Origin of the sequence: Blautia sp. AM23-13AC (assembly GCF_003435675.1) — a bacterium.
Lineage (GTDB): Bacteria > Bacillota > Clostridia > Lachnospirales > Lachnospiraceae > Fusicatenibacter > Fusicatenibacter saccharivorans.
On record NZ_QTUL01000004.1, the window covers coordinates 152829 to 177856 of the forward strand.

General features: G+C 43.3%; 16 protein-coding genes, 1 pseudogene and 2 riboswitches. Of the genes and pseudogenes, 1 reads left to right on the forward strand and 16 read right to left on the reverse strand.

Annotation, left to right across the window (positions count from 1 at the left end; translation table 11 throughout):
* Positions 1-27 precede the first annotated feature (27 nt).
* The 15 genes and pseudogenes from DW642_RS06835 to DW642_RS06905 all read right to left on the reverse strand — a co-directional run bounded on the left by DW642_RS06835 (position 28) and on the right by DW642_RS06905 (position 23170).
* The gene (locus tag DW642_RS06835; RefSeq protein WP_117509689.1) at positions 28-1590 is read right to left on the reverse strand and encodes an ABC transporter substrate-binding protein; all 1563 of its coding nucleotides are present in this window, start codon (positions 1588-1590) and stop codon (positions 28-30) included.
* 274 nt (positions 1591-1864) lie between these two features.
* Positions 1865-3448: a response regulator gene (locus tag DW642_RS06840; protein ID WP_117509690.1), complete on the reverse strand. Its 1584-nt coding sequence runs from the start codon at positions 3446-3448 to the stop codon at positions 1865-1867.
* Positions 3445-5175, reverse strand: coding sequence for a sensor histidine kinase (locus tag DW642_RS06845; RefSeq protein WP_117509691.1), 1731 nt, complete (start codon positions 5173-5175; stop codon positions 3445-3447). The genes DW642_RS06840 and DW642_RS06845 overlap by 4 nt, the downstream gene beginning before the upstream one ends.
* Positions 5176-5447: 272 nt before the next feature.
* Positions 5448-6269 (reverse strand): rhamnulose-1-phosphate aldolase, encoded by an 822-nt coding sequence (gene rhaD, locus DW642_RS06850; protein WP_117509692.1) that lies wholly within the window; start codon positions 6267-6269, stop codon positions 5448-5450.
* Positions 6270-6381: 112 nt separating this feature from the next.
* On the reverse strand, positions 6382-7803 hold the full coding sequence (locus DW642_RS06855; protein ID WP_117509693.1) for an arabinose isomerase: 1422 nt from the start codon (positions 7801-7803) through the stop codon (positions 6382-6384).
* 137 nt (positions 7804-7940) lie between these two features.
* Positions 7941-9344 (reverse strand): rhamnulokinase, encoded by a 1404-nt coding sequence (gene rhaB, locus DW642_RS06860; RefSeq protein WP_117509694.1) that lies wholly within the window; start codon positions 9342-9344, stop codon positions 7941-7943.
* Between the two features lie 269 nt (positions 9345-9613).
* On the reverse strand, positions 9614-12442 hold the full coding sequence (locus DW642_RS06865) for a transporter substrate-binding domain-containing protein (protein WP_117509695.1): 2829 nt from the start codon (positions 12440-12442) through the stop codon (positions 9614-9616).
* A 179-nt stretch (positions 12443-12621) separates the two neighbouring features.
* Positions 12622-13953: a response regulator gene (locus tag DW642_RS06875; RefSeq protein ID WP_242991147.1), complete on the reverse strand. Its 1332-nt coding sequence runs from the start codon at positions 13951-13953 to the stop codon at positions 12622-12624.
* 176 nt (positions 13954-14129) lie between these two features.
* Entirely contained in the window at positions 14130-15416 is a 1287-nt protein-coding gene (locus DW642_RS06880; protein WP_117509698.1) for a transporter substrate-binding domain-containing protein, read from the reverse strand.
* Positions 15417-15505: 89 nt separating this feature from the next.
* A riboswitch (cyclic di-GMP riboswitch) is annotated at positions 15506-15581 on the reverse strand.
* Positions 15582-16109: 528 nt separating this feature from the next.
* Entirely contained in the window at positions 16110-18674 is a 2565-nt protein-coding gene (locus DW642_RS06885; RefSeq protein ID WP_330410117.1) for a response regulator, read from the reverse strand.
* Between the two features lie 389 nt (positions 18675-19063).
* Positions 19064-20005, reverse strand: a complete 942-nt coding sequence (locus DW642_RS16220) for a hypothetical protein (protein WP_242991142.1) — start codon at positions 20003-20005, stop codon at positions 19064-19066.
* The gene (locus DW642_RS16225; protein ID WP_242991143.1) at positions 20002-20913 is read right to left on the reverse strand and encodes an ABC transporter substrate-binding protein; all 912 of its coding nucleotides are present in this window, start codon (positions 20911-20913) and stop codon (positions 20002-20004) included. Before DW642_RS16225 ends, DW642_RS16220 begins: the two co-directional genes overlap by 4 nt.
* An 88-nt stretch (positions 20914-21001) precedes the next feature.
* A riboswitch (cyclic di-GMP riboswitch) is annotated at positions 21002-21077 on the reverse strand.
* Positions 21078-21211: 134 nt separating this feature from the next.
* Positions 21212-21457 (reverse strand): annotated as a pseudogene (locus DW642_RS06895) (helix-turn-helix domain-containing protein); the annotation flags it as partial.
* A 58-nt stretch (positions 21458-21515) separates the two neighbouring features.
* Entirely contained in the window at positions 21516-22439 is a 924-nt protein-coding gene (locus tag DW642_RS06900; RefSeq protein ID WP_055219683.1) for a SufB/SufD family protein, read from the reverse strand.
* Positions 22439-23170, reverse strand: coding sequence for an ABC transporter ATP-binding protein (locus tag DW642_RS06905; protein WP_055227049.1), 732 nt, complete (start codon positions 23168-23170; stop codon positions 22439-22441). Before DW642_RS06905 ends, DW642_RS06900 begins: the two co-directional genes overlap by 1 nt.
* A 230-nt stretch (positions 23171-23400) precedes the next feature.
* On the opposite strand from DW642_RS06905, the gene DW642_RS06910 reads away from it, so the two are divergent.
* Entirely contained in the window at positions 23401-24057 is a 657-nt protein-coding gene (locus tag DW642_RS06910; RefSeq protein WP_117509700.1) for an SDR family NAD(P)-dependent oxidoreductase, read from the forward strand.
* A 108-nt stretch (positions 24058-24165) separates the two neighbouring features.
* On the opposite strand, the gene DW642_RS06915 is transcribed toward DW642_RS06910, so the two are convergent.
* Positions 24166-24972, reverse strand: a complete 807-nt coding sequence (locus DW642_RS06915; protein ID WP_117509701.1) for a class I SAM-dependent methyltransferase — start codon at positions 24970-24972, stop codon at positions 24166-24168.
* Between the last annotated feature and the right edge of the window lie 56 nt (positions 24973-25028).

The following is a 25028-nucleotide window of genomic DNA, read 5'->3' on the forward strand; positions in this document are numbered from 1 at the left end:
GTTTTTCTTTACTGACTATTTCTCTGTTTACTGATTGTTTGCTTTCCACTCATCCAGCTGTTTCTGTTTTTCTTCGATTACAACATTGATACCTGCGTCATCGAGTGCCTGTAAAAATTCCGGAATGGTCTCAGACGGATTCAGGGAACCGCACTGTAAGCCTGGCAGATACTGATTTGTTACATTGGAAATTGCTGCAATTTCTGTGGATACCGGCTCACTGTTATAAGAGAATCCCATAACCGGTGTGAACTGTGCATTTTTGTTGTTTGCTTCCAGTCTCTCATAGATGGTAGTATCTCTTCCTTTACCCCAGATTTTGCTTAAGAACTGATTTCCAAAGAACCAGTCCATGTTCAGACCATACGTTGTATTGCTGGCATCCACCCCTTCCGGAAAATCAACCGTTCCATCGTCCTGGACTTCATAATGAACGCCCTCAATTCCCCAGTCTAACAGGTTGACCAGATCTGCATTACTGTACATTTCGTTCAGGAATTTCATGGCCGCTTCTGGATGCTTACTGGTAGAAGAAATACCAAATCCAATACCATTTACAGAGGCTGTCGTAATATAAGGTTCTACTAATTTAATAGATTCTACGTCAACACCCGTCGCTGTTGTAATCTGTTCTGCCTGACCTTCTTCTCCTGTAATAAAGAATGTAGCAGCACGATTATTTTGCATATAAGTATTATTTGTTTCTTGTGTTGTTGTCGCGTCTTCCAGAACATATCCTGACTGATTCCAATCGTATGCATACTCACAAAGTTTTTCAAACTCTGATGTTGCATAAATATTTTCGAGTTTGGAATCCTCACCTGGCATCAGTACACCAAGCGAGTCGTTTAAACCATCCACAAAAGGCACTCCTGTAATCATAAATCCATTCGGATTTGTCTGACTTGGAACTACACATGCCATTTCTGGATGTGCTTCATGAATTTTGGCATACATTTCTGTGATCAAATCCAAATTCTTGCAGTAGCCGTCAAAATCTGCTGCCTGAGTCAGCTGATCTACCGGAAGATTCAGTTCTTCTACCAGATCTTTTCGAATAACCAGATTTAAAACAGCTGCTTTTCCATTGTTAACCGGAAGTCCATAAAGATCTCCGTTGCTGGTTGTGGACTTTAAGAATTCTTCTCCAAGTACCTCTTTTGCATCTGCACCGTACTGATCAATCAGGTCCGTCATCGGCATCAGCTGTTTTTTCGCAATCAGTGAGCTGTATGTACCAATCCAGCTCACAATATCAATCTGCTCACCGCCGGACATCATCAGTCCAACCTGATTGCTGTAGTTCGCCATGGAAATTCCTTCGATTTTTACATGAACATTCAGCTTGTTTTCCGTGATCTTGTTTACTTCATCCTCAATTGGGGACATATCAACGGTCTTACTTAACGGTATTGCAAATACAATATCCTCAGCTTCTCCACTGTCGGATGTTGCCTGTGCACTTCCACTTTCCGCTGTTTTTTCTGCCGAGCTGCTGCTTGATGAACCACCGCTGCTGCCACATCCGGCCAGCATGGAGAGTGCCGTTACGGCTGCCATTCCCATTGCTGCAACTTTCTTCATTTTCATAGATCACAAATCCTCCCTTGTCTGATTTTCAGATCGTTTTGAGAGCTTTTTTCTATGCTCTCTTTCCCTCTTTCTGTAATTCTATTTTACGATTTGTGAACAGTTTTTTCTAACTGCCTTCTGTGCCAGATTATCTTTTTTCCGCGCTGTTTTCTTTCCATCTATCCCCAAAAAGATATTATTTTTCATTTCCTGATTTCCCATTTATCGTTTTTGCGACATTTTACCACAATTCCGTTCTCTTGGCTTCTTCTGCTTTTTGTCTGTTCATCCGCTATTCTTCTGTTTCCCCTGTATTTCTGCTCTTTTTCCTGTATTCTCTCGGCAGACATCCCGTGTTTCTTTTAAAAATATCAGAGAAGTACGAGAAGCTGCTGTATCCCAGCCTTACGGCTATATTGCCGATGGAATCTTTATCTTCTTCAATCAGTTTCTTCGCATAGGCAATTTTTTCCTGTGTGATATATTCATTTAAGGAAATTCCGGTCTCCTTTTTGAAAATTTTGGACAGGTAGTCTTCGGAAAAATGAACTTTCTCCGCGATTTGCTCTCTTGTAATACGGTTTTCCAAATTCTCCTGCACATACTTCTTAATTTCTCCCAGAAGATCGCTTTCCTGTTCTTTTTCTGTCAGAAGCGTTCTGGTTCGTTTCAACACACACAATGCATATTCCAGATATCGATTCTGCGACCGGTAAATTCCCTCTGATTTTTCGATCAATTCATCTGTCCAGAATTCTTCGATACTAATTTGATTTTCTCGCGCGAAAAGCTGCAATTCAAATTTTACTTTTTCTCCTTCCAGAAAAAGTTCTTTTTGTCCCGCATATTTTTTCCCTTTGGCATATGTAATAAAAAGCTGTTCCAGACCATCAAAATCTTTCTTTTTAATCATCTCTCTGACTTTTTTTAAATAGGTAGCCTTTTCATCACTTGATTTTCTCCGCACCTCTTCATCGACAATTCCATGTTCCACCGATACATTCTGCTCATTCTGTTCTTCCAGTCTCTGCAATACATTCTGCAGTTCTTCTCCAAATTCATTTTCCGAAAGATAAGCCGTCATGTTCAACTGCATCACTCGTTCCAGTTCGCTCAAAAAATGCTCAATTTTTCCATAAAGATCTTCCGTTTCTTTCTCTGAAAAAAGCATCCACATAGTTTCCCCTTTCCATCCTGCTTTTTCCAGTTCCTTTTCCCCATTCAGAATATCTTTTGCAATATTCTCCACAATCGACTTCATGAGTACTGCATCTTCTTTCCACTCCTGACGCCTCTCATTCGTATTCCGAATACAAAACAAACCCATACGGTATTGTTCATTGATATCATAAGCAATGCCGCATCTCTCCGCCTTCTTCTGAATTCTGTCCGGTTCTTCTCCAAGCGCTCCCGTCACAAGATCCTGCCAGAAATCTCTCTGTACTCTTTTTCGGCTTTCTTCCCAGAATTTTCCCTCTGCGCTTTTCTGTCGCACTCTGCGTTCTTTTTCAATTTCGTGAACAGCTTTTTTCACACAGTTCACCAGTTCTTCCCGGTTCACCGGCTTTACCAGATACTCCATCACACCAAGTCCCAGCGCTTTTTTCGCATAATCAAATTCCGCATGACAGGTCATGCAGATTGCTTTATACTCTTTTCCCTGTTCTTTCATCCACTCCAAAAATTCCAGCCCGGACTCTCTTGGCATCTCAATATCGGTAAGCAGCACATCGACCTGGTTCTGAGATACGATCTCTCTTGCTTTTTCTGTATTAAATGCAATCTCTACCGTATCAATTCCCGCCGCTTTCCAGTCCACACTTTTTTGTAAGGCCCGGACCGTATAAATTTCATCGTCCAAAATCAGTAAGTTCATGCTTTTTTCTCCTCTGTTTCTTCTATTATAATTGTTGTAACGGCACCCTGTGGTTCCTGATTCGATAACAGGAATTTCGATGTATTGGGATATAGATGCTGCAACCGCATTTTTGCATTCCACAAACCAATATGGGTTCCCTCCATTGGAATTTCTTCTTCAAAACGCGAGATAATCTCCTGCGGATAGCCTTTTCCATTATCGGAAACCTGAATCACCACATAATTCTTTTCTCCCGTCTCTTCCCGGATTTCTACTTTAATTCTGGTATCACCATAAACATCAAATGCATATTTCATGGAATTTTCCACCATCGTCTGGATCAGAAGCGGCGGGATCAGGAAAGAATATAGTGATTCATCCACCTTCTCTTCATACTGAAAGCACTCTCCGAACCGGATCATCATAATATTCATATAATGACCGATGTGCTCCAGTTCCTGACCAATTGTCACTTTCTTATTTCTGGAACTGGTAATATAGCGAAAATATAACGAAAGATTTTCCGTCATTTTCTCGATCAGTTCCGTGTCCTGCATCTGCGCCATTGTATTGATCAGGTTTAATGCATTCAGATAAAAATGCGGTTCTATCTGAAGCGACATATAATCCAGCATCAGCTTCTGATATTCCATCTTTTCCTCGTAATTGCGAATCTTTAATTCTCCGATCTGCCCTACCATGTTGTTAAAAGATGTAATCAGATGTTTCATTTCTGTACTGCTTTCATCCGCTGGAATTTTTACAGATAAATCACCTTGTTCCACCTCACGGATTCCCTTTTCCAACAGGTCAATCGGATGAAAAATATATTTTTGCAATGTAACAAACAAGTGAGGGAGCATTAGAAATGCAAATACCACCATAATCGCTACATTCAGCAAACGAATCGTCCACAACGCTCCCAGCAGATCTCGCCGGTTCACAATTCTGACCATCTGCATATCGCTGCACGAAGATTCTTCCCGAATAATCAGATACTTGTCGTACTCTCCGGAAAAATAATATCCGTCTTTGTCTCTTGTAAAATCCAGATCATGCATCTCTTTCGGAAGATCCGTGTACACTTCTCCATCCTTTGATGTAATACAGTAGGAACTGCCCTTTGTTTTTTTCCAGTTTTTCGTAAGCGTCATCATGGAATCATACGTAGTCCATGCACACAAGATGACATCCTCATTCCCCCAGCTGCACATCAGAAGATTGGTATCATGAATCTTTCGGTTTTTCCAGTAGTCCCCGGTTCCGTAAAATTCTTTCGGATTTTCTTTAATCTCTTTCTTGACTGCTTCACGTAAATTGAAATCCCCGCTGTTTTCTGTAAAACGACAAATACTTTTTCCCGTTTTAGGTAAATAGCATATGTAGTTATCCACATAGCGAAAACGCAGAATAATATCCTCCATTTTTTGAAAAGAACTGACCTCACTTTTATACTCTTCCCACTGATTTCCAGAAAGAAATCCTTCCATTTCCGGTGACACTCCATTATCTTCTTTCAGATAGGAGGACACCTTCTGCAATTCTTCATCCATCATCTGCACATTCATGCTCAGCATTTCCCGGCTGTCTTCCGCAATTTTTTCCTGTATCAGAAAAATCGATACATTCACAATGAAAAACAGGGCAAGAAAAACAGGAACACACACAACACACGCGGTATAAATCAGATGGAATTTTAATGATTTCTGCACCTTTCTTTTCCGTTCACTTTTCTGTTTCCGCACTCTTTTAACCTCCCTTCGCTCCTGCTTCTGTACCTTAAAATCTCTGATTTTATTTTACATCTGCTCACATATTTTCTCAATTGAATTCCTGTATTGAAAAACAGTTTGTTCTGCTCTTATGCCCCAAAAAAGTTTTACAAATATTTTCTCGCACGTAAAAACGCCAGGTTTTCATCTCCTGGCGCTTTTACGTACACTCTAAATCATATAATGTCAATACAATTTTTTCAGCAATCACTCACAACTTGTCTGCTAAAACAATTCTTTCCGGTTTATTTCTCGTAAAGAAACTCCTCCGGCAGTGTAACGCCAAAATCTTTTGCCAGATGCCGGAAATCATCCGGTGTGATGGTCTGGCGTTTCTTTGGCCGCATGGAGAGCATTTTTACGAGAATCTCTGCCGATTTTTCTGCGGTATGCATGAGGCCGAAGGTCAGATCGAAATCAAATCCGGCTGCAAACATACCGTGATGTGCCCAGATGGCAAGATCATATTTTTTCATCAGTTCACTGGTGGCAACGGCGATTTCTCTGCCGCCTGGAACCATCCACGGAACAACGCCGATGCCGGCCGGGAATACAACCGGACACTCGGTTGCCATCTCCCACAGTTCTCTTGTAAATACTTTATCTTCGAGAGGAAGAACGAAAGTCAGGGCAATGATATTTGTTGTGTGTGCGTGATAAACAACCCGATAACGCTCATCCTGCAGCTTCTTTACTTCCAGGTTCATCAGATGGCTTGGCAGTTCGGAAGTCGGTCTTCCGCCGTTTACCAGCCCCCAGACGATACGGTAATTTTCACCTTTCTCATCCAGCTCGATCATGCAGATGCTGTCTTCCGGTTTGATGATGACATTGCGGAAATATTTGCCGCTTCCGGTTACCAGGAAATACTCTCCTGCCAGTGCCGGAACGCTTGTGCCAATCGGCTGCCATTCTTTTGCTTCAAAGTTTCCTTTTACACTTTCTACTTCTTCCGGTTTTACACGATAGGACAGGTTTCCACCATTTCTTTCATGCCATCCCTGCTCCCATCCATCGTTTGCCATGCGGATAAATCCCTGTACGAATTCTGCGTCTAAAAATTTCATTTTTTTGTTTCCTTTCTGTTCTGTATACTTTTATAGTAATTTGTAAAGGTTACAGATTACAGATTGTCTGTAAAACTGTGGCCTCGCAAATTTATTGTTATTTGATTGCATTTTACCGGCAAATCACATCTACCGGCACATCCAGAATCTTCGCCACTTTCAGAATGGTGTCAATATGACGTCCCACTGCTGCTGCCATATGGTGCGTCGGGCCTGCCTCGCTCCAGCGGTTGCAGAATTCTCTTGCTCCGATGGAGAAGCGGGTTCTCATATTGGTATCACCGAAGGTAAAGATTGGGCCGTCTTCGTTTACGCCCTCTGCAACAACAAATTTGAAGTGGCCGTCTTTATCCTGGGTAATGCCAAGATAGGTCACATCGCCAACTGGCGGATAGAACTGGGTCAGATATCCGCCGCCGGTCTTGCCGTGGAAGACATCTACGATCTTCATGGTCGGTTTCTTTGCCTGGGAAATATCGGCATCACCGGATCCGGAATGACCGATAATACAAATATCCTCGTTGAAGTCGATGGAATACATCTCGGAAAGCTGGCCGGTTCCTGCAATCGTTTTCAGGATACTCATCGCCATGGCAACTTTGATGTCGCCTTCTACGGCGCAGGCGGTTCCCTGCTTAATCAGCATGGAAAATGCCGGGATCAGCATGCTGTCCAGTTTTCCAGCAATTCCCTGGGCGAATCCGTCGTAATGGGACGCGATCATGCCGAGGTCTTCTTCTTTTACCCACTCTTCAAAAGCAACGACATATTTTGCCATATCCCATACGGTTTCCACCGTTGCACCGCCTTCGATATCAAAAGTATTCAAAATATCCTCTGCTTTCGCACGGATCGCGTCTTCATCTGTGATATGATCGGCAATGGCCCACATTTTCTCCCAGTCGAACTGTTTGGTATAGAGGCCCATACGGTTGTAGAGGTTTGTCTCATCGATATACAGATCCATCATGCCCGGATACGGACGGCCAATCTGTGCGATATTGGTATAGCGGAATCTTCTGCGGACCTGTGCTGCGCGGCACCACTCTGCAATCTCTTTTGCCACGTAATCATCACCGCCTTCTACCACACCAGTGATAACAGCATGACGTTTTCCGGCACGCTCCAGGTCTGCTACCATCTCACCGACTGCGCCACACGCATACAGCTCGCCGAGCCATTTCGGGGTATCGGTATTTGCATAGTCCGGCGCTTTCAGTTTCTGTACATTGACCAGGACAACCGGTACGTTTAAGTCACGGATGGCCGGAAGCATGTTGTAGCTGGTCGCATACGTTAAAAGCTGTAAGATGACAAGGTCTACATCTGCGGCGCGGAATTTATCTCCTGCCTGCATGGATAATTCTTTTGTGGTAACAATGCCTCCGTCGATCAGTTCCACGGTATCCGGGATAGTTTTTTTGAATGCCTCATACTGTGCTTCAAACTCTGGAACCAGGCTTGGAAACTGCGGAAGATACGCACCAAGTGCGATGGAAAATACACCCACCTTTGCTTTTGTTTCAACTAACATGTTGCTCTCCTTTCTGTAAACTGGCAGACTGCCTTGCAGCAATCCTGCCATAAACATAAATAGAATTTGATTTCTATTTTTTCTCTCATACTGTTTATTGCTTTTCGCAATGGAAGCAGGATACTTCCTTAATTTTGTTAAACAGCCGGGTACTGCTTAATCGCAAACGACTGGAAAATGCAGCTGCGCGCATCCTGCAGATCCGCAAGTTCTTCTCCTGCCATCATCTGTACGGCCAGGTTTCCGATTGCGGTTGCCTCGGTCGGACCTGCCAGTACGGTTTTTCCCGTATATTTTGCCGTCAGCTGATTCAGGTAATCAGCATTGGCGCCGCCGCCTACGACATGGATGTTGTCGTAACGGCATCCCGTCTGCTCCTCGAGTTCCTGTAATGTTGCCGCATAGCATTTTGCAAGACTGTTGTAAATTACAGCTGCCACTTCGGCGATTCCCTGCGGTACCTGCTGACCGGTTTCTTCGCATGCTTTCTGCACTTCTGCGGTCATGTTTTCCGGTGCCAGGAAACGGTCATCGTTTGCATCCACGATGGACGGAATCGTACATTTTGATGCACTCTCGCAGATTTCGCCAAAGCTCTGGTCTGCCGCAATTTCTTTCCGCACCGACTGAATCATCCACAGTCCCATGATATTTTTCAGGAAACGGTATCTTCTGTTGTAGCCGCCCTCGTTTGTGAAGTTCCGCTGCATCGCTTCTTTTCCGCAATCCGCTTCCAGAAGTTCCGTTCCCATCAGGGACCAGGTTCCGGAACTGATGTAAAGAACGTTTTTGTCATTGCTCGGTACGGCAACCACTGCAGATCCGGTATCGTGTGTTGCCGGAAGCACTACGTTACAGTCAAACCCAACTTCTTTCTGGATTTCTTCTTTTAAATGTCCGATCGCGGTACCAGGCTCCTGAATCGGTAAAAACATTTCGACCGGATAACCCAGCTTTTCGATTCTTTCTCTGTCCCAGTCTCCGGTTTTTGGATTCACCAGCTGGGTTGTTGTTGCATTCGTATATTCCTGCGCTTTTACGCCGGAAAGCAGAAAATGCAGATAATCAGGAATCATCAGGAATGTCCTGGCTTTTGTCAGAAGTTCCGGCTTTTTCTCTTTTAAGGCCATCAGCTGATAGATGCTGTTGAAGATCTGCTTCTGAATACCGGTTGTCGCATACAGTTCGTCCTCGGCTACCGTCTCATAAACTTTCGCATCCATACCTTTGGTGCGGTCATCGCGATACGCTACGGCATTTCCCAGTCTCTTATCGTTTTCATCCAGAAGTACAAAGTCTACTGCCCATGTATCAATGCCGACACTGACCGGTATTTTTCCCAGTTCTCTGCACTTTTTCATTCCATTTACAACTTCTCCAAAAACAGCCTCAATGTCCCATATTTTTTCTCCGTTTACCGGCTTCATGCCGTTCGGAAAGCGATAGATCTCTTCCAGAACCATCTTTCCATTTTCCAGATGTCCCAAAATATGTCTTCCGCTTGACGCCCCAATGTCTACTGCTAAATAATATTTACTCATATCTTTCCTCCAGATTCCCCCACATAGAAAATGAAATATCTGCTGTGCACCCGCCGAAGCAAGTATTTCATCATCACTGTACTGACATCATTATAGAAAGTTTTCAGGAATAAAAAAAGAACACCTTTTGTTTAAAAAAAGTGTCCTTATTTGCAAAAAGCCTTGTAAATATTTGCATTTCTGGCAACGAAACCATTTTTTCTGACACAAAAATGACACATTCGAAGCTCCTGTCAATTGTACTCCACTAATTCATGAACCTCTGCTAATCAATGATATACATACCTTATAATCGTTTTTATAACCTCATCAATCACAATCGGCTTTGACAAATGTGCGTTCATTCCTGCATCCAGTGATGCCTGAACATCTTCTGCAAATGAATTAGCTGTCATTGCTATAATAGGAATGTTTTTTCCATCCGGTCTGTCATTCATTGCCCTGATTGCTTTTGCTGCTTCATAACCATTCATTTCAGGCATCATGATATCCATCAGGATTACATCAAATGTGCCTTCCGGATGATTTCTGAAAATCTCAACAGCATTCTTTCCATCCACAACTCTTTCTACATTCATCCCGAACTCTTCCAACTGCACGGCAGCAATCTCTGCATTCAGTTCATTATCCTCTGCAAGAAGGACATTCACACCTGTAAGATTCACCTTTTCAGAAATACCTGTGTCTGACTTATTACATTCCTTATCTGTAATTTCCAAAGGAATATCCACAGCAAATGTGGTTCCCTCATGCTTTTTACTCTGCACGGAAATGGTTCCACCCATCATATCTACATACTTCTTTACGATAGCCATCCCCAGTCCAACTCCATGGTACTGCGTTCTCACATCGGAATCTTCCTGTGCAAATTCCTCAAAAACTTCTTTTGTAAATTCCTCACTCATGCCAATACCAGTATCCGAAATGCGGTAACGCATATTTATATATCCATCCCCGCCCTTTTCCTGACACCGGGCTTCAAAGGTAATCGTTCCTCCATCCGGAGTGTATTTTACGGCATTGCTCAGAATATTGACCAGCACATCGCGCAGGCGTGCAGGATCCGCAAGTACATTCGGAATCTTTGCATCTTCACGCTGAATCTTAAAGTTGATATCCCTGTTCGTAAGAAAGCCTTTTATAATATCCAATGCAGAATCTGTAATGTTTTTCACATCCGCCGGTACCGGATTGTATTTCACTTTTCCACTTTCGATGTGGGTCAGATCTAATACATCATTGATCAGCGACAGTAAATACTCTGAGCTTTCGTCAATCTTTTCCAGACAATTTTTCACTTCGTCTGACGGATTGTTTTTCATTGCAATACTGGTAAATCCTATGATTGCATTCATCGGTGTCCTCATATCATGGGACATATGTGACAAAAATGCTGTTTTTGCCTTGTTTGCAGCCTGTGCATGCTCTGCCAGTTCCGCCATTTCCTCAGCTTTCTCCTGGGCCGCCTTCTGAGCTTTTTTTCTTGCACTGAGATGCACCATTATCACAGCCATAGCAGTCAGCAGCCATCCAAAAATAAGTAGAACCAAAACAGTAACAACAGGATGCAGACGGATCCAGTCAACAAATGTCAGCTCTGTTGCTTTGTATGTGGTATACTGTGCTGCAAGATCTTCAACAAGATTTTGGGGCATGGCATACATTGCTTTCGTCAGAATACCAGCCAGCGCATGGTTCTCAGTTGATGAAATTACCATGCGGTAGGTGAATGTAGGCTGTTCCAGCAGAGTATATGTCATGGTGCCCGTAGTGTCACTGTTCACAAACGCCTGTGCCATGTAATAGTAGACGAAGGCAGCATCTGCTTTACCCTCACGGACAGCTTCCATCATTTCCTGTCGGGTACTGCACATCAGTTTTTCTGCACCGGGCGCCATTGCATCTTCAATGGAATTTGATGCTGTCTGGTCAACAGTAGTAACAACATTAATTTTTCCATCAAAGTCACGCCGTGTCACCCTTGCCAGCTGCATCGTAATGAAAGGTGCAGTAATCCCCCATTTTTTCGTCTCAGCATAGTTATCTGTTTCCAGGCGCGCATCGATGCTCATATCTGTGGTTTCCTTATTTTTCTGATAAGCAATATACTCATCTCTGGTGGCAGGTGTAAGAAACTCATAGGAAATCCCGGCATAGTCTGCAATTTTCCGGAAGTAATCCGGGATAATACCCTTCATCTCACCATTTTCATTATAAGAATATGGATAACGGGTCGGATCACACAGAACATGAAGCGGGTTGTCCTTGGAATACTGTGAAATAATACTTTTTTCTTTCTCCGTATATTCCAGATTCTTAGTTTCGATGCTTTCATAATTTTTATTATAAAGTGTCGTTTTCCAGTCACCCTCAACTGCATTCATCTGGTCGATTGCATAATTGATCTCATTCAGCAATTCTGTATTACCTTTTTTAACAATGACATAGAAATCGCCGCTGTCAAATTTATCCAAGATACGCTCATTATTTGTTTTTCTCATAGAAGTGGCAGCAATAGCATCAACATTTCCGCTCTGAAGAGCTTCCTCCATCTCTTCTGTCGTATCAAAATAAAATGAATCATATGTAAATCCTTTATTGCCTGCAAAATCCGCAAACTCTTTATCTCGTGTGCTTCCGTTCAAAAGTGCCACACGCATACCGTTGTAAGTACTGTAATTGCCATCCACAATCGTGCTGTTGTCACTGCGGACGGTCAGAATCCCATTATTGGTTCCGATCGGACGTGAAAAATCAAACTTTTCTTCTCTTTCCGGTGTTTTGCGGGGAGATGTTACCATATCAATCTCGCCATCTTCAAGCATCTGCTGCATATCATCCCAGCTCTTATCATATCCGACATATTCGTAATCTACATCCCAATAACGGGCCATCAGCCGAAGAAAATCATAGCCATACCCGCTGCGGTTGCCTTCTTCATCCATCACATGATAACCATCCATGGCAAAGAAACCGACTTTGACAGTTTCATGCTGCGAACTGTCCTCGGCTGCATATGCAGTCTGGGGAGAAAATATCATACACACGCATACAAAAGCCAGTAATACTGCCACATATTTCTTTGCTCTCGAAATCATATTAAATCTCCTGTCTGTCTGTCTGTCTGTCTGTCTGTCTGTCTGTCTGTCAAATATATTTCTCTATACATCTCCTTGTCAACCTCCTGGTTTAACAAAATTGCACTGCCGCATCAATATCTTCATCTGAATCTGCCGCCCTGACCGGGGCTGCCAGAAACACAACACAAAGAATTTTCTTACTGCATTTTTTGTTTTAAAACCAATAGCAAAGTGTCCTCTATTTTTTTACTGTCAATGGGTTTTGCAATATGTGCATTCATTCCGGCATCTATGCAGTTCCTGATATCATCCTGAAATGCATTCGCTGTCATCGCAATGATGGGTATCTCTTTTGTATCTTTACGGTTCAATGTTCTTATCTGTCTGGCTGCTTCTAATCCATCCATTACCGGCATCATAATATCCATAAAAATAAAATCAAATCTGCCTGGAACTGACTGAGAAACAATATCCACAGCCTCCTTGCCATTTTCTGCCGTAGTCACAACCATTTTTTCATCTTCCAGCAGCATTTTTGCAATTTCCAGATTTAGCTCATTATCCTCAACTAATAATACACTCTTCCCCGACAGATCAGGCTTTTCCACTTTTTTTTGCTGTTCCTTCTCAGCATTATGATCAATCTCAAGTGGTATCGTAACGGTAAACGTTGTACCTACATTTTCTTTACTTTCCAGTTTGATTGTTCCATTCATCCTGTCCACAATATCTTTTACAATAGAAAGTCCAAGTCCGGCACCACTATATCCATTCGTTGTTTCTTTTCCTTTCCGGGCATAGGATTCAAATGCATGTTTCTGAAATTCTTCGCTCATACCAAGTCCCGTATCGGAACATACAAATTCAAAAACTGCCGTCTTGTCATCACTTGAAATCTCATTGAAATACAGGCTTACTTTACCACCTCTTCGGTTATATTTAACGGCATTTCCGGCAAGATTCATAAGAAGACGGTTTAGATATTCCTCACTGCCAATAACATATCTGTGATGAAAAGTACTCATGGAAGCTCCGCCTTCAAAGCGGATACCATACTCCTTTGCATTTGTCTCAATAATCGAAATCTGTTTTACGAGCATTGCAACCAGATCAAATGGCTTGTTTACCAACTGTAATGTTCCAGATTCTACTTTTCCGATATCCAGAGCATTATTTAGAAGGGACTGCAGATAGTCCATGGATTCCATTACCTTTGCTTTACATTCATATAATCTTTCTTTATCGCCATAATAACGCTCTGATATATTGATCATCCCAATAATTCCATTTAAAGGTGTCCGGATATCGTGGCTCATCTGTCTCAAAAAATGTGTCTTTGCACTGTTCGCCTTTTCTGCCTGCTGCTGTGCCTCTTTTGCCTTTTTCTCTGCAATTCTGGCTTTTCGGAGGAATCCAAGTATCAGTATCAGCACGATCAAAAAAACAGATACAACAAGCAACATAAAACTCCAGAAATTGTCCCTTATAAACTCCTTTACCGTAACTTTCTTCAGATTACTGTCATACATATACACAGCATTGGAGAATTTTGAAGCAGACATTGTTTTTATCGTCTTATTCAGGACAGACAGCAGCATGCTGTTTCCACGTCTGACTGCAAACGACACCATACCGTACTTTTCCAGAAAAACACTGTACAGTTTATTATCATCGGAATATTGTTTCAGCTTGCCTGAGGCCATAATCATGCAGTCTGCTTTTCCATTATATACAGCCTTTTTTGCATCCAGGTAGCATATTCCTTCACATGCCACTGTGGATAATTATAGGAAACATAAGACTTCAAATCACTCTCTTCTCTTGGTATCGCAACCGTATTTTCAGCATTTTCATCAAAACTCTTTTTAACCGTTACAGCCGCCATATTATACTTCCAGACAGTATCTGTCAGATCATAGCCCAGGTCTTCGGCAGCATTCGTATTTTGCATCACATGAAAAATCATATCAATTTCTCCATCATGCAACGCTTTTTGCATATCCTCTTGTGAATCATACCCCTTGATATTAAATTTCAAAGTCTGCCCTTTCAGGCAGTTTTGTGCAAGCTGGATGTAATCCGTGATCAGGCCGCTCACTTTTCCGGTTTCTGTATCAAGAGTACTGACCCCGCCATCGTTTATCAAATAACCGATTTTGATTTCTCCATGCTCTGACAGCCATTTTTGTTCTTCTCCCGTCAGAAAATATACACTGGCCACTGACAGAAACTGCTTATGCAGTTCATCTGCATAATAAGGATCATCATCTGTGATCCTTCTCATAGCATTATCCAGCTCTGTCTTTAAATCAGAATGACTCTGGCCAATCGCAAAATATATTTTTGAACTTCCGAGATTCGTTAAGGCCACCATTCCGTACCCACCCAGACGGGAATCCTCTAACGATACAAAAACGTCAATTTCTCCGTCTGCAATTTTCTTCAAAGCATCTTCATTATTTGAAACATTGACATGCTGTGTATGCAGATCATATTTCTTTTCCCACTCGTTCAATACCATTTCCGACAGGTAACCCATAAGCACCCCAATCTTTTTCCCATTGAAAGATGCAGTGTCAGAGGATGAGATGTCTGTATGATCGGGTTTTACGTAGACATAATATCTTTCGTCTCCCATTGGAATAGCGGAAAAAAGCATAGTCTCTGCCCGTTCCTCCGTATAAGAGATTCCTTCTATCATATCCAGCTCATCATTTTTTAATTTGTCAAAACAATTTTCCCATGTACAATCTACATATTCATAGTTCCACCCGGTATAACCTGCGATTTTCTGCAGATATTCATAGCCGTATCCGCTTCTTTTTCCATTTTCATTTATCTTATCATATGTATCATCCGGTACACCAATCCTGACAACTCTCTCTTTCTGATTTTCTGCTGCAAAAGCATAAACCGGACAGATTGAAAAAAGGATGCAGCTGCACAATACTAAAATGATACCCCTTTGCAATACTGATTTATTTATTTTCATATTTTTCTCTCTCCCAGTAAAATTATTATAGTTACGCCTATGAAATAACACCACAAAAAAACACTGTCAGACAGACAGTGCACATCATTTCATGCAGCTGGCTGCCATTTTAAAGGCCCTGTAGCTTTGCGTCCCAGACTTTCATCTGGTTTGCCGATTTCCTTATTATAGCTTTTAAACGTATGTAAAAAAACTAGTTTTATTATACTATAGCGCTTTACTGTATACAAGAAAAACATTGTCGTATTAATGTGCAAAAACAAAAAAGAACAGCCGATACATATACTCGAACTGTTCTTCTACTTCCGAAGTCCACGAAGCATGGACATTACTGTTACCTGCTCATTCACCTTCGCCTGCACTGCCGGATTTTCATAAAACATGGGTTACATTTCCAGACTCATCCCGCTTTTTTACAATAAAAAGCATCCTGTGCCAGCTGCCATCACACATCCTGTATTCTGTATAAATACATTCTTCCGTCTTCAATCTGGCTGAAAGTGTAGAAACACCCGAAATGGACGTATCAGCGGACGATATTCCGGTGCAACCATTGTATCACAAAGCTGATACAGTTTCTCCGATACACAGCCTCTGTTTCCTGTCTGCTTTTCCCATGCACCTGGAAGGCTCCTGATTGCCTGATTTCCATTTCCCTCTTCTACCTTGTGGGTTTTATGATGTTCCAGGCGCCTAATCCAGATTCTTTTGTAACGTATCAATCAATTCTTCAATAATTATTGGCTTGGATAAGAATCCATCCATACCGCATTCCAGAACTTTCTTTCTGTCCTCATCAAAAGCATTAGCAGTCATGGCAAGAATGGTAATTCCCGACAGTGCCGGATCAGTAAGCGCACGAATCTGCCTGGTAGCCTCATATCCATTCATTACAGGCATCTGCACATCCATCAGTACCAGATCATAATCCTCCGGTGTTGAATTTTTAATTTTCTCCACTGCCTCTGCTCCATTTTCTGCTGTATCAACCAGGAATCCATATGCTTTCAGAATTTCCACTGCAATTTCACTGTTCAGTTCATTATCTTCCACAAGAAGTATACGCCTGCCTCTGAAATCTAAATCTGCTGCCGGAAGAATCTTATCCTCTGCCCGGGCCTGTTTCTGACCGATGGCAGCCATCAGAGTCTCTCTGATATCTGACATAAACAGAGGTTTCGCGCAGAATGCAGTCACTCCTGCAGTTCTGGCTTCTGTTTCGATATCTGACCAGTCGTATGCAGTCAGAATAATGATCGGCGTATTGTCATCAAGACTCCGGATCTGACGTGTAACTTCAATTCCATTCATATCCGGCAGAAGCCAATCGATGATATAAGCATGAAATGCATCCCCCAGCTCCATTGACTGTCGTGCACGGAGAACAGCCTCTTTACCCGAGACTGTCCATTCCGAACGCATTCCAACCTTTACAAGCATCTTTGTTACACTGTCACAGGTGTTAAAGTCATCGTCTACAACCAATGCCTTAAGACCCTCTAGTTCCGAAATCTTCTCTATGCAATGATGCTCAGGCTGAGTCCGAAATGGCAGACGGACTATAAACTCGGTGCCCTTGTCCTGCTCTGTCTGAACCTCAATAGTACCGCCCATCATATCCACGATGTTCTTGGTAATGGCCATTCCAAGTCCCGTACCCTGAGTCCTGCTGACTGTAGAAGTCCGCTCTCGCTCAAAAGGAGAAAAGATCTTCTGTACAAATTCCTGACTCATTCCAATTCCGTTATCCTTTACCCGAAATTCATACAGTTCGCTGCCTTTTGCTTTTCCCGGGTACTGTCTGAGACGGACAGAAACGGTTCCGCCTGCCGGAGTAAACTTAACCGCATTTGACAAAAGATTCAGCAGTATCTGGTTCAGCCGCAGTTTGTCACAATAGACATCCTCATTCGTAACATCCATGGCATCCATATAAAGCTCCAGCTGCTTCGCATGAATCTGTCCACTGATGATCGTCTTCAGATCATGAAGCACATCCGACAGACAGACTTCTGTTTCTTCCAGATGGATCTTTCCGCTCTCAATCCGGCTCATATCCAATATATCATTGATCAGTGAAAGCAAATGCTTACTGGAAGAAAGAATTTTGCCCAGATAATCCTGAACCCTATTTTTGTCATCAATATTACTTACAGCCAGTGTCGTAAATCCAATAATCGCATTCATTGGTGTCCGAATATCATGAGACATATTGGAAAGAAAAATACTCTTCGCCCTATTTGCAGTCTCTGCCGCATGGACTGCCTCAGAAAGAGCCTGGTTCATTTTCCAGTCAGAGGTACGGTCTGACATAACCAGAATATATTTCTTTTCCCCGTTTACCTCACTTCCCATTGCAATATTATGAAACCAGCGCCTTTCCCCTGTCTTCTGATGTATAGATTCAAAATCCCACTCCTGCTGTTCATGAACCGGAATTTCTTTCAGATGATTCTTCTGCGAGTCTTCGGAATCTGCAGGGTGCAGTTTTCTTAAAACACGAATATCCTTGCGGATCTGTTCTACTGTAATACCCAGCAGTTTTTCCGCATTAGGGCTGATGTAATCCGTCTGATATGTTTGGGCATCCAGCATCAGGAAAACGTCATCCACATTCATGGAAAGCTTTTGAAACAGCTCATCACGGTACCGGATCTCCGCATCCTTTCTTCTGAGATTTGTCCTGTTTTTCTGGATAATAAGACTGATAAAAAAGGCAGCAATGCAAAGTACAACAGCTCCAACAAGAAGCATCGTGGTAAACTGCAGATTATTCATACTGGCATTGACAATATCAGACTGGACAAGTCCCAGAAACATCCAGTCCTGAATATCCGATTTTTCATAGACCAGATAATAATTTCTTCCATCCAGATTCAGCAACATCGCATCAGTATGTCCCGCTTTAAACTTCTCCAAAAGGACATTGATCTCTTTTTCAGACATATCAGAATGCCTTCTCAGAAAGCCGAAGAAATTATACACGTTCCCCCATAACTCGGAAGAATGAGCAATTACAACACGACCATCCGAATGAACAATAAAACTCTGAGCATTTCCATGGAAAGCAGAAATATCCAGCACATCTACGATATCAGAATTTTCATAAGCAATGGCAATTGCATCGTATTCAAATCCCTGATAAATTCCATGAGCCTCAGGTGTGGCAAAAACAAGCTGCTGGGATTTTCCGGGAACTGCTACATTCGCGATCACATCTTTTCCCTGCCGGATCTCCTCTTCAATATTTTCCTGCAATCCAAGGTACCCAGTTTCTCCTGTTACCCTCTTATAGTCTCCGACCGCTGATAGAAAATAGAAGTCTAAAAAACCTGCATCTTCCTGTGCTTGCTCTATATAATCAAGGATTTCGCTTTCACCAGAGATATTCTGCAGATTTTCACCCTAAATATGGAGGTAAGTCAGGTTCTTATTTGTCAGTTCTCTCAGCATCTGATCAGACTGATGAAAAACTTCCGTCAGATGAGAAACACTTTCCTCATAAATAGATTTCGACATAAACTTATAATATCGGAAAACAGCCAGAACAACTCCTATAAAGAGAAGAAGAAAGGCAACTATTCTCAATCCTTTTTTCCTGACAGGTTTCTTTCTATTTCTATTAGAATTCTTAACATCCATTCTTCTCACCTCAGGGTTATGTAATCTTCAGCTTCTGCAAGAACGGCATTGCCACCTGAAACATATGCTGTCCAGGTATCTTTCACAGAGGTAGCTTCTCCATCAAATATCATATTTTCATCTACAGGATAAGTTTCCATATGCTGCGGTGTGGCAAGACAGGTCACCGTGAAAGCATCCTCATCCCGAACTGCCTTTCCATCCTTTGTAACTTTACTTAATGTATAGCCATCTTCCGTTTCATTAATTTCCACAGAAATACCACTAACCACTGGCAAAGAACCACGGTTAAACGGAATAAATCCTCCCTCATAGCCTTCTACAAAGTTTTTGATCATTTCTTTCAGCTCAGCCCCACTCATCTTGCTGCTGTAAGCCGCCAGACCATTTGGCATGATCATGTCACCTGCCATTTTTTCTGTGTAGCCGGCTTTCAGCACATTTCCCGTAAAGCTGTTTCCGGTTACGATCAGCACATCTGACCCATAGATGCCACGTAGCGTGTTTGCCATAACAGAATATGCTGCATTTCCTCCACTGCTGTGGAAACGGTTGGAATACGACTTCTGTGAATCCAGCACGATATCCTCAGAAGCAGTTTCTTCCTCAAGAAGCTGAGAATTAAATGACTGGTATGCCTGCCCTGCATCGTATTCTCCTAAGATCATCTTCGAAACCACATCCTTGGAAACAGAGAAAAAGTCATTTGACGCAATACGGATATACATATGGTTTTCTTCGATCACAGGTTTTATATCTTTCAGATATTCCGTAAGCTGCATATCCACCTCCTGACTGTAGCTTAACAGATCCTGTCCATCATAAACAATCCTGTTCTGCGCATCCTCTGAAAACATTGTATCCAGTACCTCCATTGCTTTCTTTCTGCGTGTTTCATCCTTTGTCAGATCACGGTTTAAGGCCACCTGGAAATATGGCGTAGTCATAATCCACTTTTCACCGTTCTCCTGAAAGAATGGCAGGAATGTTGTGTTAATGCCCGATCCTGGAACATTTTTACACCGGAAGAACTGCCAAAGTACATGGCAAGCTTGCTACTTTTGTACATCTCAACAATATCATCATAATCCATATTCAGATCTTCCTGACTAAGCCCTGTATCCTGAATAAACTGTTCCATACGTTCAAAAGCCTCTGGCCAGACGGTATCGTCCAGACCTTCTCTCTTTGTATTTTCCGGGTCACTGTAGACCGTCCGCCACTTGCGTCCTTCCACAGAAGACAACTCTGATATAGACAGACCCTGCAGTGTTTCCATACAGGTATAATCATAAGAATAGTCTGCCGTAAATCCACGAACACCCACTTTGTCAAATGCCTGGCAGGCGGAAACAAAACTCTCGTAATCTGTTGGCAACGGGATACCATACTTTGCAAAAAGATCTTCGTTCACTACAAAACCATGTGCATCCGCACACACAGGAAGCCAGTTTACGCTTCCATCCTCGTTCCTGAAATTGCTAAGGTAGGTATCATAGACAGCACCTGCCGCATTGGTTGTGGAAAGGTCCATCAGACTGTCTTTCAGGGGACTTGCATCATGCAGGGAAAAACGACAGCAGGTTATAATATCCGGCAATCCACCGTTTTCATCAAGAAACTTATAGAAATCCAGATCATTATTCCCTACTACAAATTCAACATTGATATCCGGGAGCTGTTCCTGGATGTATGGTGCATATTTTTCATACAGGTTTGTGTTCCATAAATACACCGTGATGGTTTCTTCGTCTTCTTTTTTTGCACTCTTCTCGCCACATCCTGACAAAAGTGATAAAGAGGTCACCATCACTAAACATACAGACAAAACCTTGCTCCATCTTTTCTTTTTCATTACAAGTCCCCCTAATAAAATTTATTATTGTCACGTCTATGAAATAACACCACAAAAAAGCACTGTCAGACAGACAGTGCACCTCATTTTATGCAACTGGCTGCCATTTTACAGGCCCTGTAGCTTTGCGTCCCAGACTTTCATCTGGTTTGCCGATTTCCATATTATAGCTTTAATACTTATGCAAAAAACTGGTTTTATTATACTATAGCACTCTACTGTACACAAGAAAAACATTACCGTTTTAACGCCAAAAAATAAAAAAAGAACAGCCGATACATATACTCGAACTGTTCTTCTACTTCCGAAGTCCACGCAGCATTGACATTACTGTTTCCTGCTCATTTGTACTCAGATCGTTCCATATCCCTAGAACTTCTTTCTGTTTTTCTGTCAGATTCTCTGAATTATCTTCCTGAAAAAACTGCGATAATGTCACGCCCAAAGCTGCACATATTTTTTCAAGTGTGATCAGCGACGGCAGGTTTTCCTGCGCCATGATTCTTCCCAGTGACGACTGGGAAATTCCTGACAGCTGCGATAATCTATATTTAGTGTCTGCTGATTAAGTTGCAAACACTTCTCTTGTTTCCTTTTTTTCTTCAGCTCAGGAAGTTTTCAATAATGACGTTTTCCGCCTCCGCTTCCGTCATGCCGAGCGTTCTGAGTTTCAACAGCTGCTCGTCATTGATCCGTCCGATCGCCGCCTCGTGGATGATTGCCGCATCCACATGCTTTGCCTGGATCTCCGGAATAGATCCGACCTGGGCGTGATCCATGATGATAGAATCGCACTGGATATGGGCGTGGCATTTGTTTTTGCCGACTGCCTTCGGATGGAAGACCTGGGAGGAATTGCCCTTTCCGACAGAACGTGAAATAATCTGTGCGGAAGAACCGCTTCCGTTCATACATACTTCAATATCCGACTCTGCCTTCTGGTCACCGTCTGTCATCAGACGTTCGAGCACGAACAGTTTGGAGTTTGCATCCATCACAACATTCGTCGTACGAATTGTTGAGTCAACGCCCTTAATCTGTACGGTATCCAGCGTAAAAACGGAATTTTCTCCGATTTCAATATTTGTCACCGGGTTCAGAATCCGCTGTCCCGTTCCGTTTCCCTCTCCGTAATGCTTTTCCTCGTAGCGCACGTTGGCATTTTTTCCTACATGGAACGTATGGATACCGTCGTGCCGGCTGTCGTTGCAGCCGCCGTTGTGGATACCGCAGCCCGCTACAATCGTAACATCGGCGCCGTCCGCAACGTAGAAATCATTGTAAACAAGATCCGTCATACCGGAAACGCTGACGACAACCGGGATAAATACTTTTTCGCCTTTTGTCTCGCCGTCAATCAAAATATCAATGCCCGGCTTATCCTCTTTTTTGCGGATTTTGATATGTTCACTGTCACCGTGGCAGAGCGGAATGCCGTTCTGGCGGAGATTGTATGCCCCTTTCTGCTCAAATCCCTCGCTGATCTGATTTAATACGCCCTGGGTTGTCTCATCTACCTGTACCATCAGCATGTGCCTCCTTCCTGGCCGCACATCCGGCCTGTTTTCTGCTGGAACAGGGTCGGCAGTACGTCTTCCTTTGTACCGTATTCTTTCACCTGGCCGTCCTCGATCACCATGATCTTGTCTGCCATCTGGATAATGCGTTCCTGATGGGAAATGAGAATCAGACATTCTTTCTTCTCTTTGTGGATTTCTTCAAACCGTTTGATCAGCATGGAAAAGCTCCACAGGTCAATGCCGGCCTCCGGCTCATCGAAAATGCTGACCTTATGCGGTTTTGCAAGAACCGTTGCGATCTCCAGACGCTTCATCTCTCCTCCCGAGAGCGTACCGTCCATCTGGCGGTTCAGGTAATCGGCAGAGCAGAGTCCGACAGCGGAGAGGAGTTTACAGCTCTCGGCTTCCGTCAGTTCTTTTCCGGCTGCCAGCGACAGCATTTTTTTCACCGTCATTCCTTTAAAACGCGGCGGCTGCTGGAATGCATAGCCGATGCCGGCGTTTGCACGGTGGTCAATATCATAACCGGTAATATTTTCCTCATCCAGGAAGATTTCTCCGCCATTGGCGTCCTCAATTCCTGCAAGCACTTTGGCCAGCGTTGATTTTCCGCCACCGTTCGGTCCGGTAATCACCAGCATTTCCCCGTCCTTTACCTCAAAACTGATGTGGTTGACGAGGCAGCGTTTTCTTCCCTCTTCGTTTACTTCAAAGGTAAGATTGTCTACTTTCAGCATATTTGCACCTCTTTTGTTTTCACTCTTTGCAGGGATAATCCCCCTTTCAAAAACTCTACTCCTTCTCCTAAAATCTGTCAATTATTTGTTGTGGTTTTGAGAGACTCTTTTGTTTTATGCAGTGATTTTTCCCGTAACATTTTCTTTTCCTGCATTCTTTTTCGTTTCTTCTGGATCGCATGCTGTGTTTGCGGTATAATGAGGGTAATATTTCATCGGGAGGTTATCGTATGCGTGTACTTATTACAGGAACCAGCTCCGGAATCGGAAAGGCGATTGCGGAGAAATTTTTAAAAGAAGGCTTTGATGTTACCGGATTTGACCGGAAGGAGGCTTCGATCAGCCAGGATTCGTATACTCATTTCTGCCTTGATATCCGCGACAGGGAACAGTATCCGGCGCTTGCGCCTTTCGATATTGTCATCAACAACGCCGGTGTGCAGAACGAGGATGATATTGATATCAATTTAAAGGGAACCATCGCAATCACGGAGGCGTACGGAATTCATGACACCATCCGCGCCATCCTCATGATCGGCTCGGCCAGCGGCCATACCGGAGCTGAATTTCCGGAATACACCGCAAGCAAGGGCGGTGTGCTCGCCTACACGAAAAACGTGGCACTCCGCATTGCACCGTATGGCGGAACGTGCAACAGCCTTGATTTCGGCGGCGTACTGACCGAGTTGAATCTGCCTGTCACAGAAGACCAAAAGCTCTGGGATCAGATCATGGAGCTGACGCCGCTGAAACGGTGGATGACCGTCGAGGAAGCAGCGGACTGGGCGTATTTTATGACCGTGACGAACCGGTTCTGCACGGGACAGAATATTCTGATTGACGGCCTTGAGGCGGGGAATGCACATTTTGTGTGGCCGGATGAATGATTTGTTAATTTCCTGCACAAACAAAAAACAGGTTCCCTGCACGGAAGCTTTTTGAGCTTTTCCGCTGCCGGGCTGCCTGTTTCTTTTCATTTCTTTTCATTTCTTTTCTTACGCTTTTTCAAACACCAGAATTTTCTCTGCGAATTTGTGGACGATCGGCATCCACATCACCAGCTTGTAGATGGGATTCAGCGTTTCCATACCGCGGGCGATGTTGTCGTCTTTTACTTTTCGGAAACCGGCGGCAATGTTGCCCAGGTCTGCAAAGCTGTTCGCACCCCAGGTAAATGTCGCGCCTGTCGCCTGGATGGATTTTTCGATGTTTTCTTTCTTTACAAAGTACGGGCACAGCGTTTCCATGCAGACGTAGGCATTGTCGAAGTGATCGCGGATGATGGCGAGCATCGTTCTGACCTCATCCGCTTTCATGTACATGGTCAGACCTTCGATGATGAAAAGTATTTTGCCCCGCACTTTTACCTGATCGGCCCATGCCGGATCGAGCACGGAACACGCAATCGTGGAAACGCGGCCGGATTCCTGATAGATCGAATCGCGTACCTCAATCGTCTCCGGCAGATCGAGATTATACCAGGTGATTTTTCCATTATCCATGCGGTAAAACCGTGTGTCCAGACCACAGGCGATATTGACGACGGTACAATCCGGGTTCTTTCGGATAAAGTCGCTGACCAGCTCATCAAACACAACACTCCGCGCTACGATTCCGCCGCTCATTGCTGTGTCCTTTTTCGCATTGCTGAAATCATAGTCGATGCGGTCAATCAGCTCTTCTGCTTTGGTGTCGCGGAACTTGTTTTTCGGATTTCTGCTGTGCATGGCGCGGGCGTAGAAGCACTGCAGCATCGTCTCGGCGGTTCCGTTCAGTTTTGGTTTTATTTTTTCATTGCTCATTCTGGGTGATCTCCCTTCTGCGTTTTATATTCTTCGATCCATTTCACCGGTTCCGG

Excerpts from the sequence above, each read along its gene's own strand:
- rhaD (WP_117509692.1), bottom strand. The coding sequence starts at position 6,269 with ATGAAATTTTTAGACGCAGAATTCGTACAGGGATTTATCCGCATGGCA.
- DW642_RS06910 (WP_117509700.1), top strand. The coding sequence starts at position 23,401 with ATGCGTGTACTTATTACAGGAACCAGCTCCGGAATCGGAAAGGCGATT.
- DW642_RS06905 (WP_055227049.1), bottom strand. The coding sequence starts at position 23,170 with ATGCTGAAAGTAGACAATCTTACCTTTGAAGTAAACGAAGAGGGAAGA.
- DW642_RS06875 (WP_242991147.1), bottom strand. The coding sequence starts at position 13,953 with ATGTATGACAGTAATCTGAAGAAAGTTACGGTAAAGGAGTTTATAAGG.
- DW642_RS06880 (WP_117509698.1), bottom strand. The coding sequence starts at position 15,416 with ATGAAAATAAATAAATCAGTATTGCAAAGGGGTATCATTTTAGTATTG.
- DW642_RS06900 (WP_055219683.1), bottom strand. The coding sequence starts at position 22,439 with ATGGTACAGGTAGATGAGACAACCCAGGGCGTATTAAATCAGATCAGC.
- rhaB (WP_117509694.1), bottom strand. The coding sequence starts at position 9,344 with ATGAGTAAATATTATTTAGCAGTAGACATTGGGGCGTCAAGCGGAAGA.
- DW642_RS16225 (WP_242991143.1), bottom strand. The coding sequence starts at position 20,913 with ATGAAAAAGAAAAGATGGAGCAAGGTTTTGTCTGTATGTTTAGTGATG.
- DW642_RS16220 (WP_242991142.1), bottom strand. The coding sequence starts at position 20,005 with ATGACTACGCCATATTTCCAGGTGGCCTTAAACCGTGATCTGACAAAG.
- DW642_RS06855 (WP_117509693.1), bottom strand. The coding sequence starts at position 7,803 with ATGTTAGTTGAAACAAAAGCAAAGGTGGGTGTATTTTCCATCGCACTT.
- DW642_RS06840 (WP_117509690.1), bottom strand. The coding sequence starts at position 3,448 with ATGAACTTACTGATTTTGGACGATGAAATTTATACGGTCCGGGCCTTA.
- DW642_RS06915 (WP_117509701.1), bottom strand. The coding sequence starts at position 24,972 with ATGAGCAATGAAAAAATAAAACCAAAACTGAACGGAACCGCCGAGACG.
- DW642_RS06865 (WP_117509695.1), bottom strand. The coding sequence starts at position 12,442 with ATGATTTCGAGAGCAAAGAAATATGTGGCAGTATTACTGGCTTTTGTA.
- DW642_RS06835 (WP_117509689.1), bottom strand. The coding sequence starts at position 1,590 with ATGAAAATGAAGAAAGTTGCAGCAATGGGAATGGCAGCCGTAACGGCA.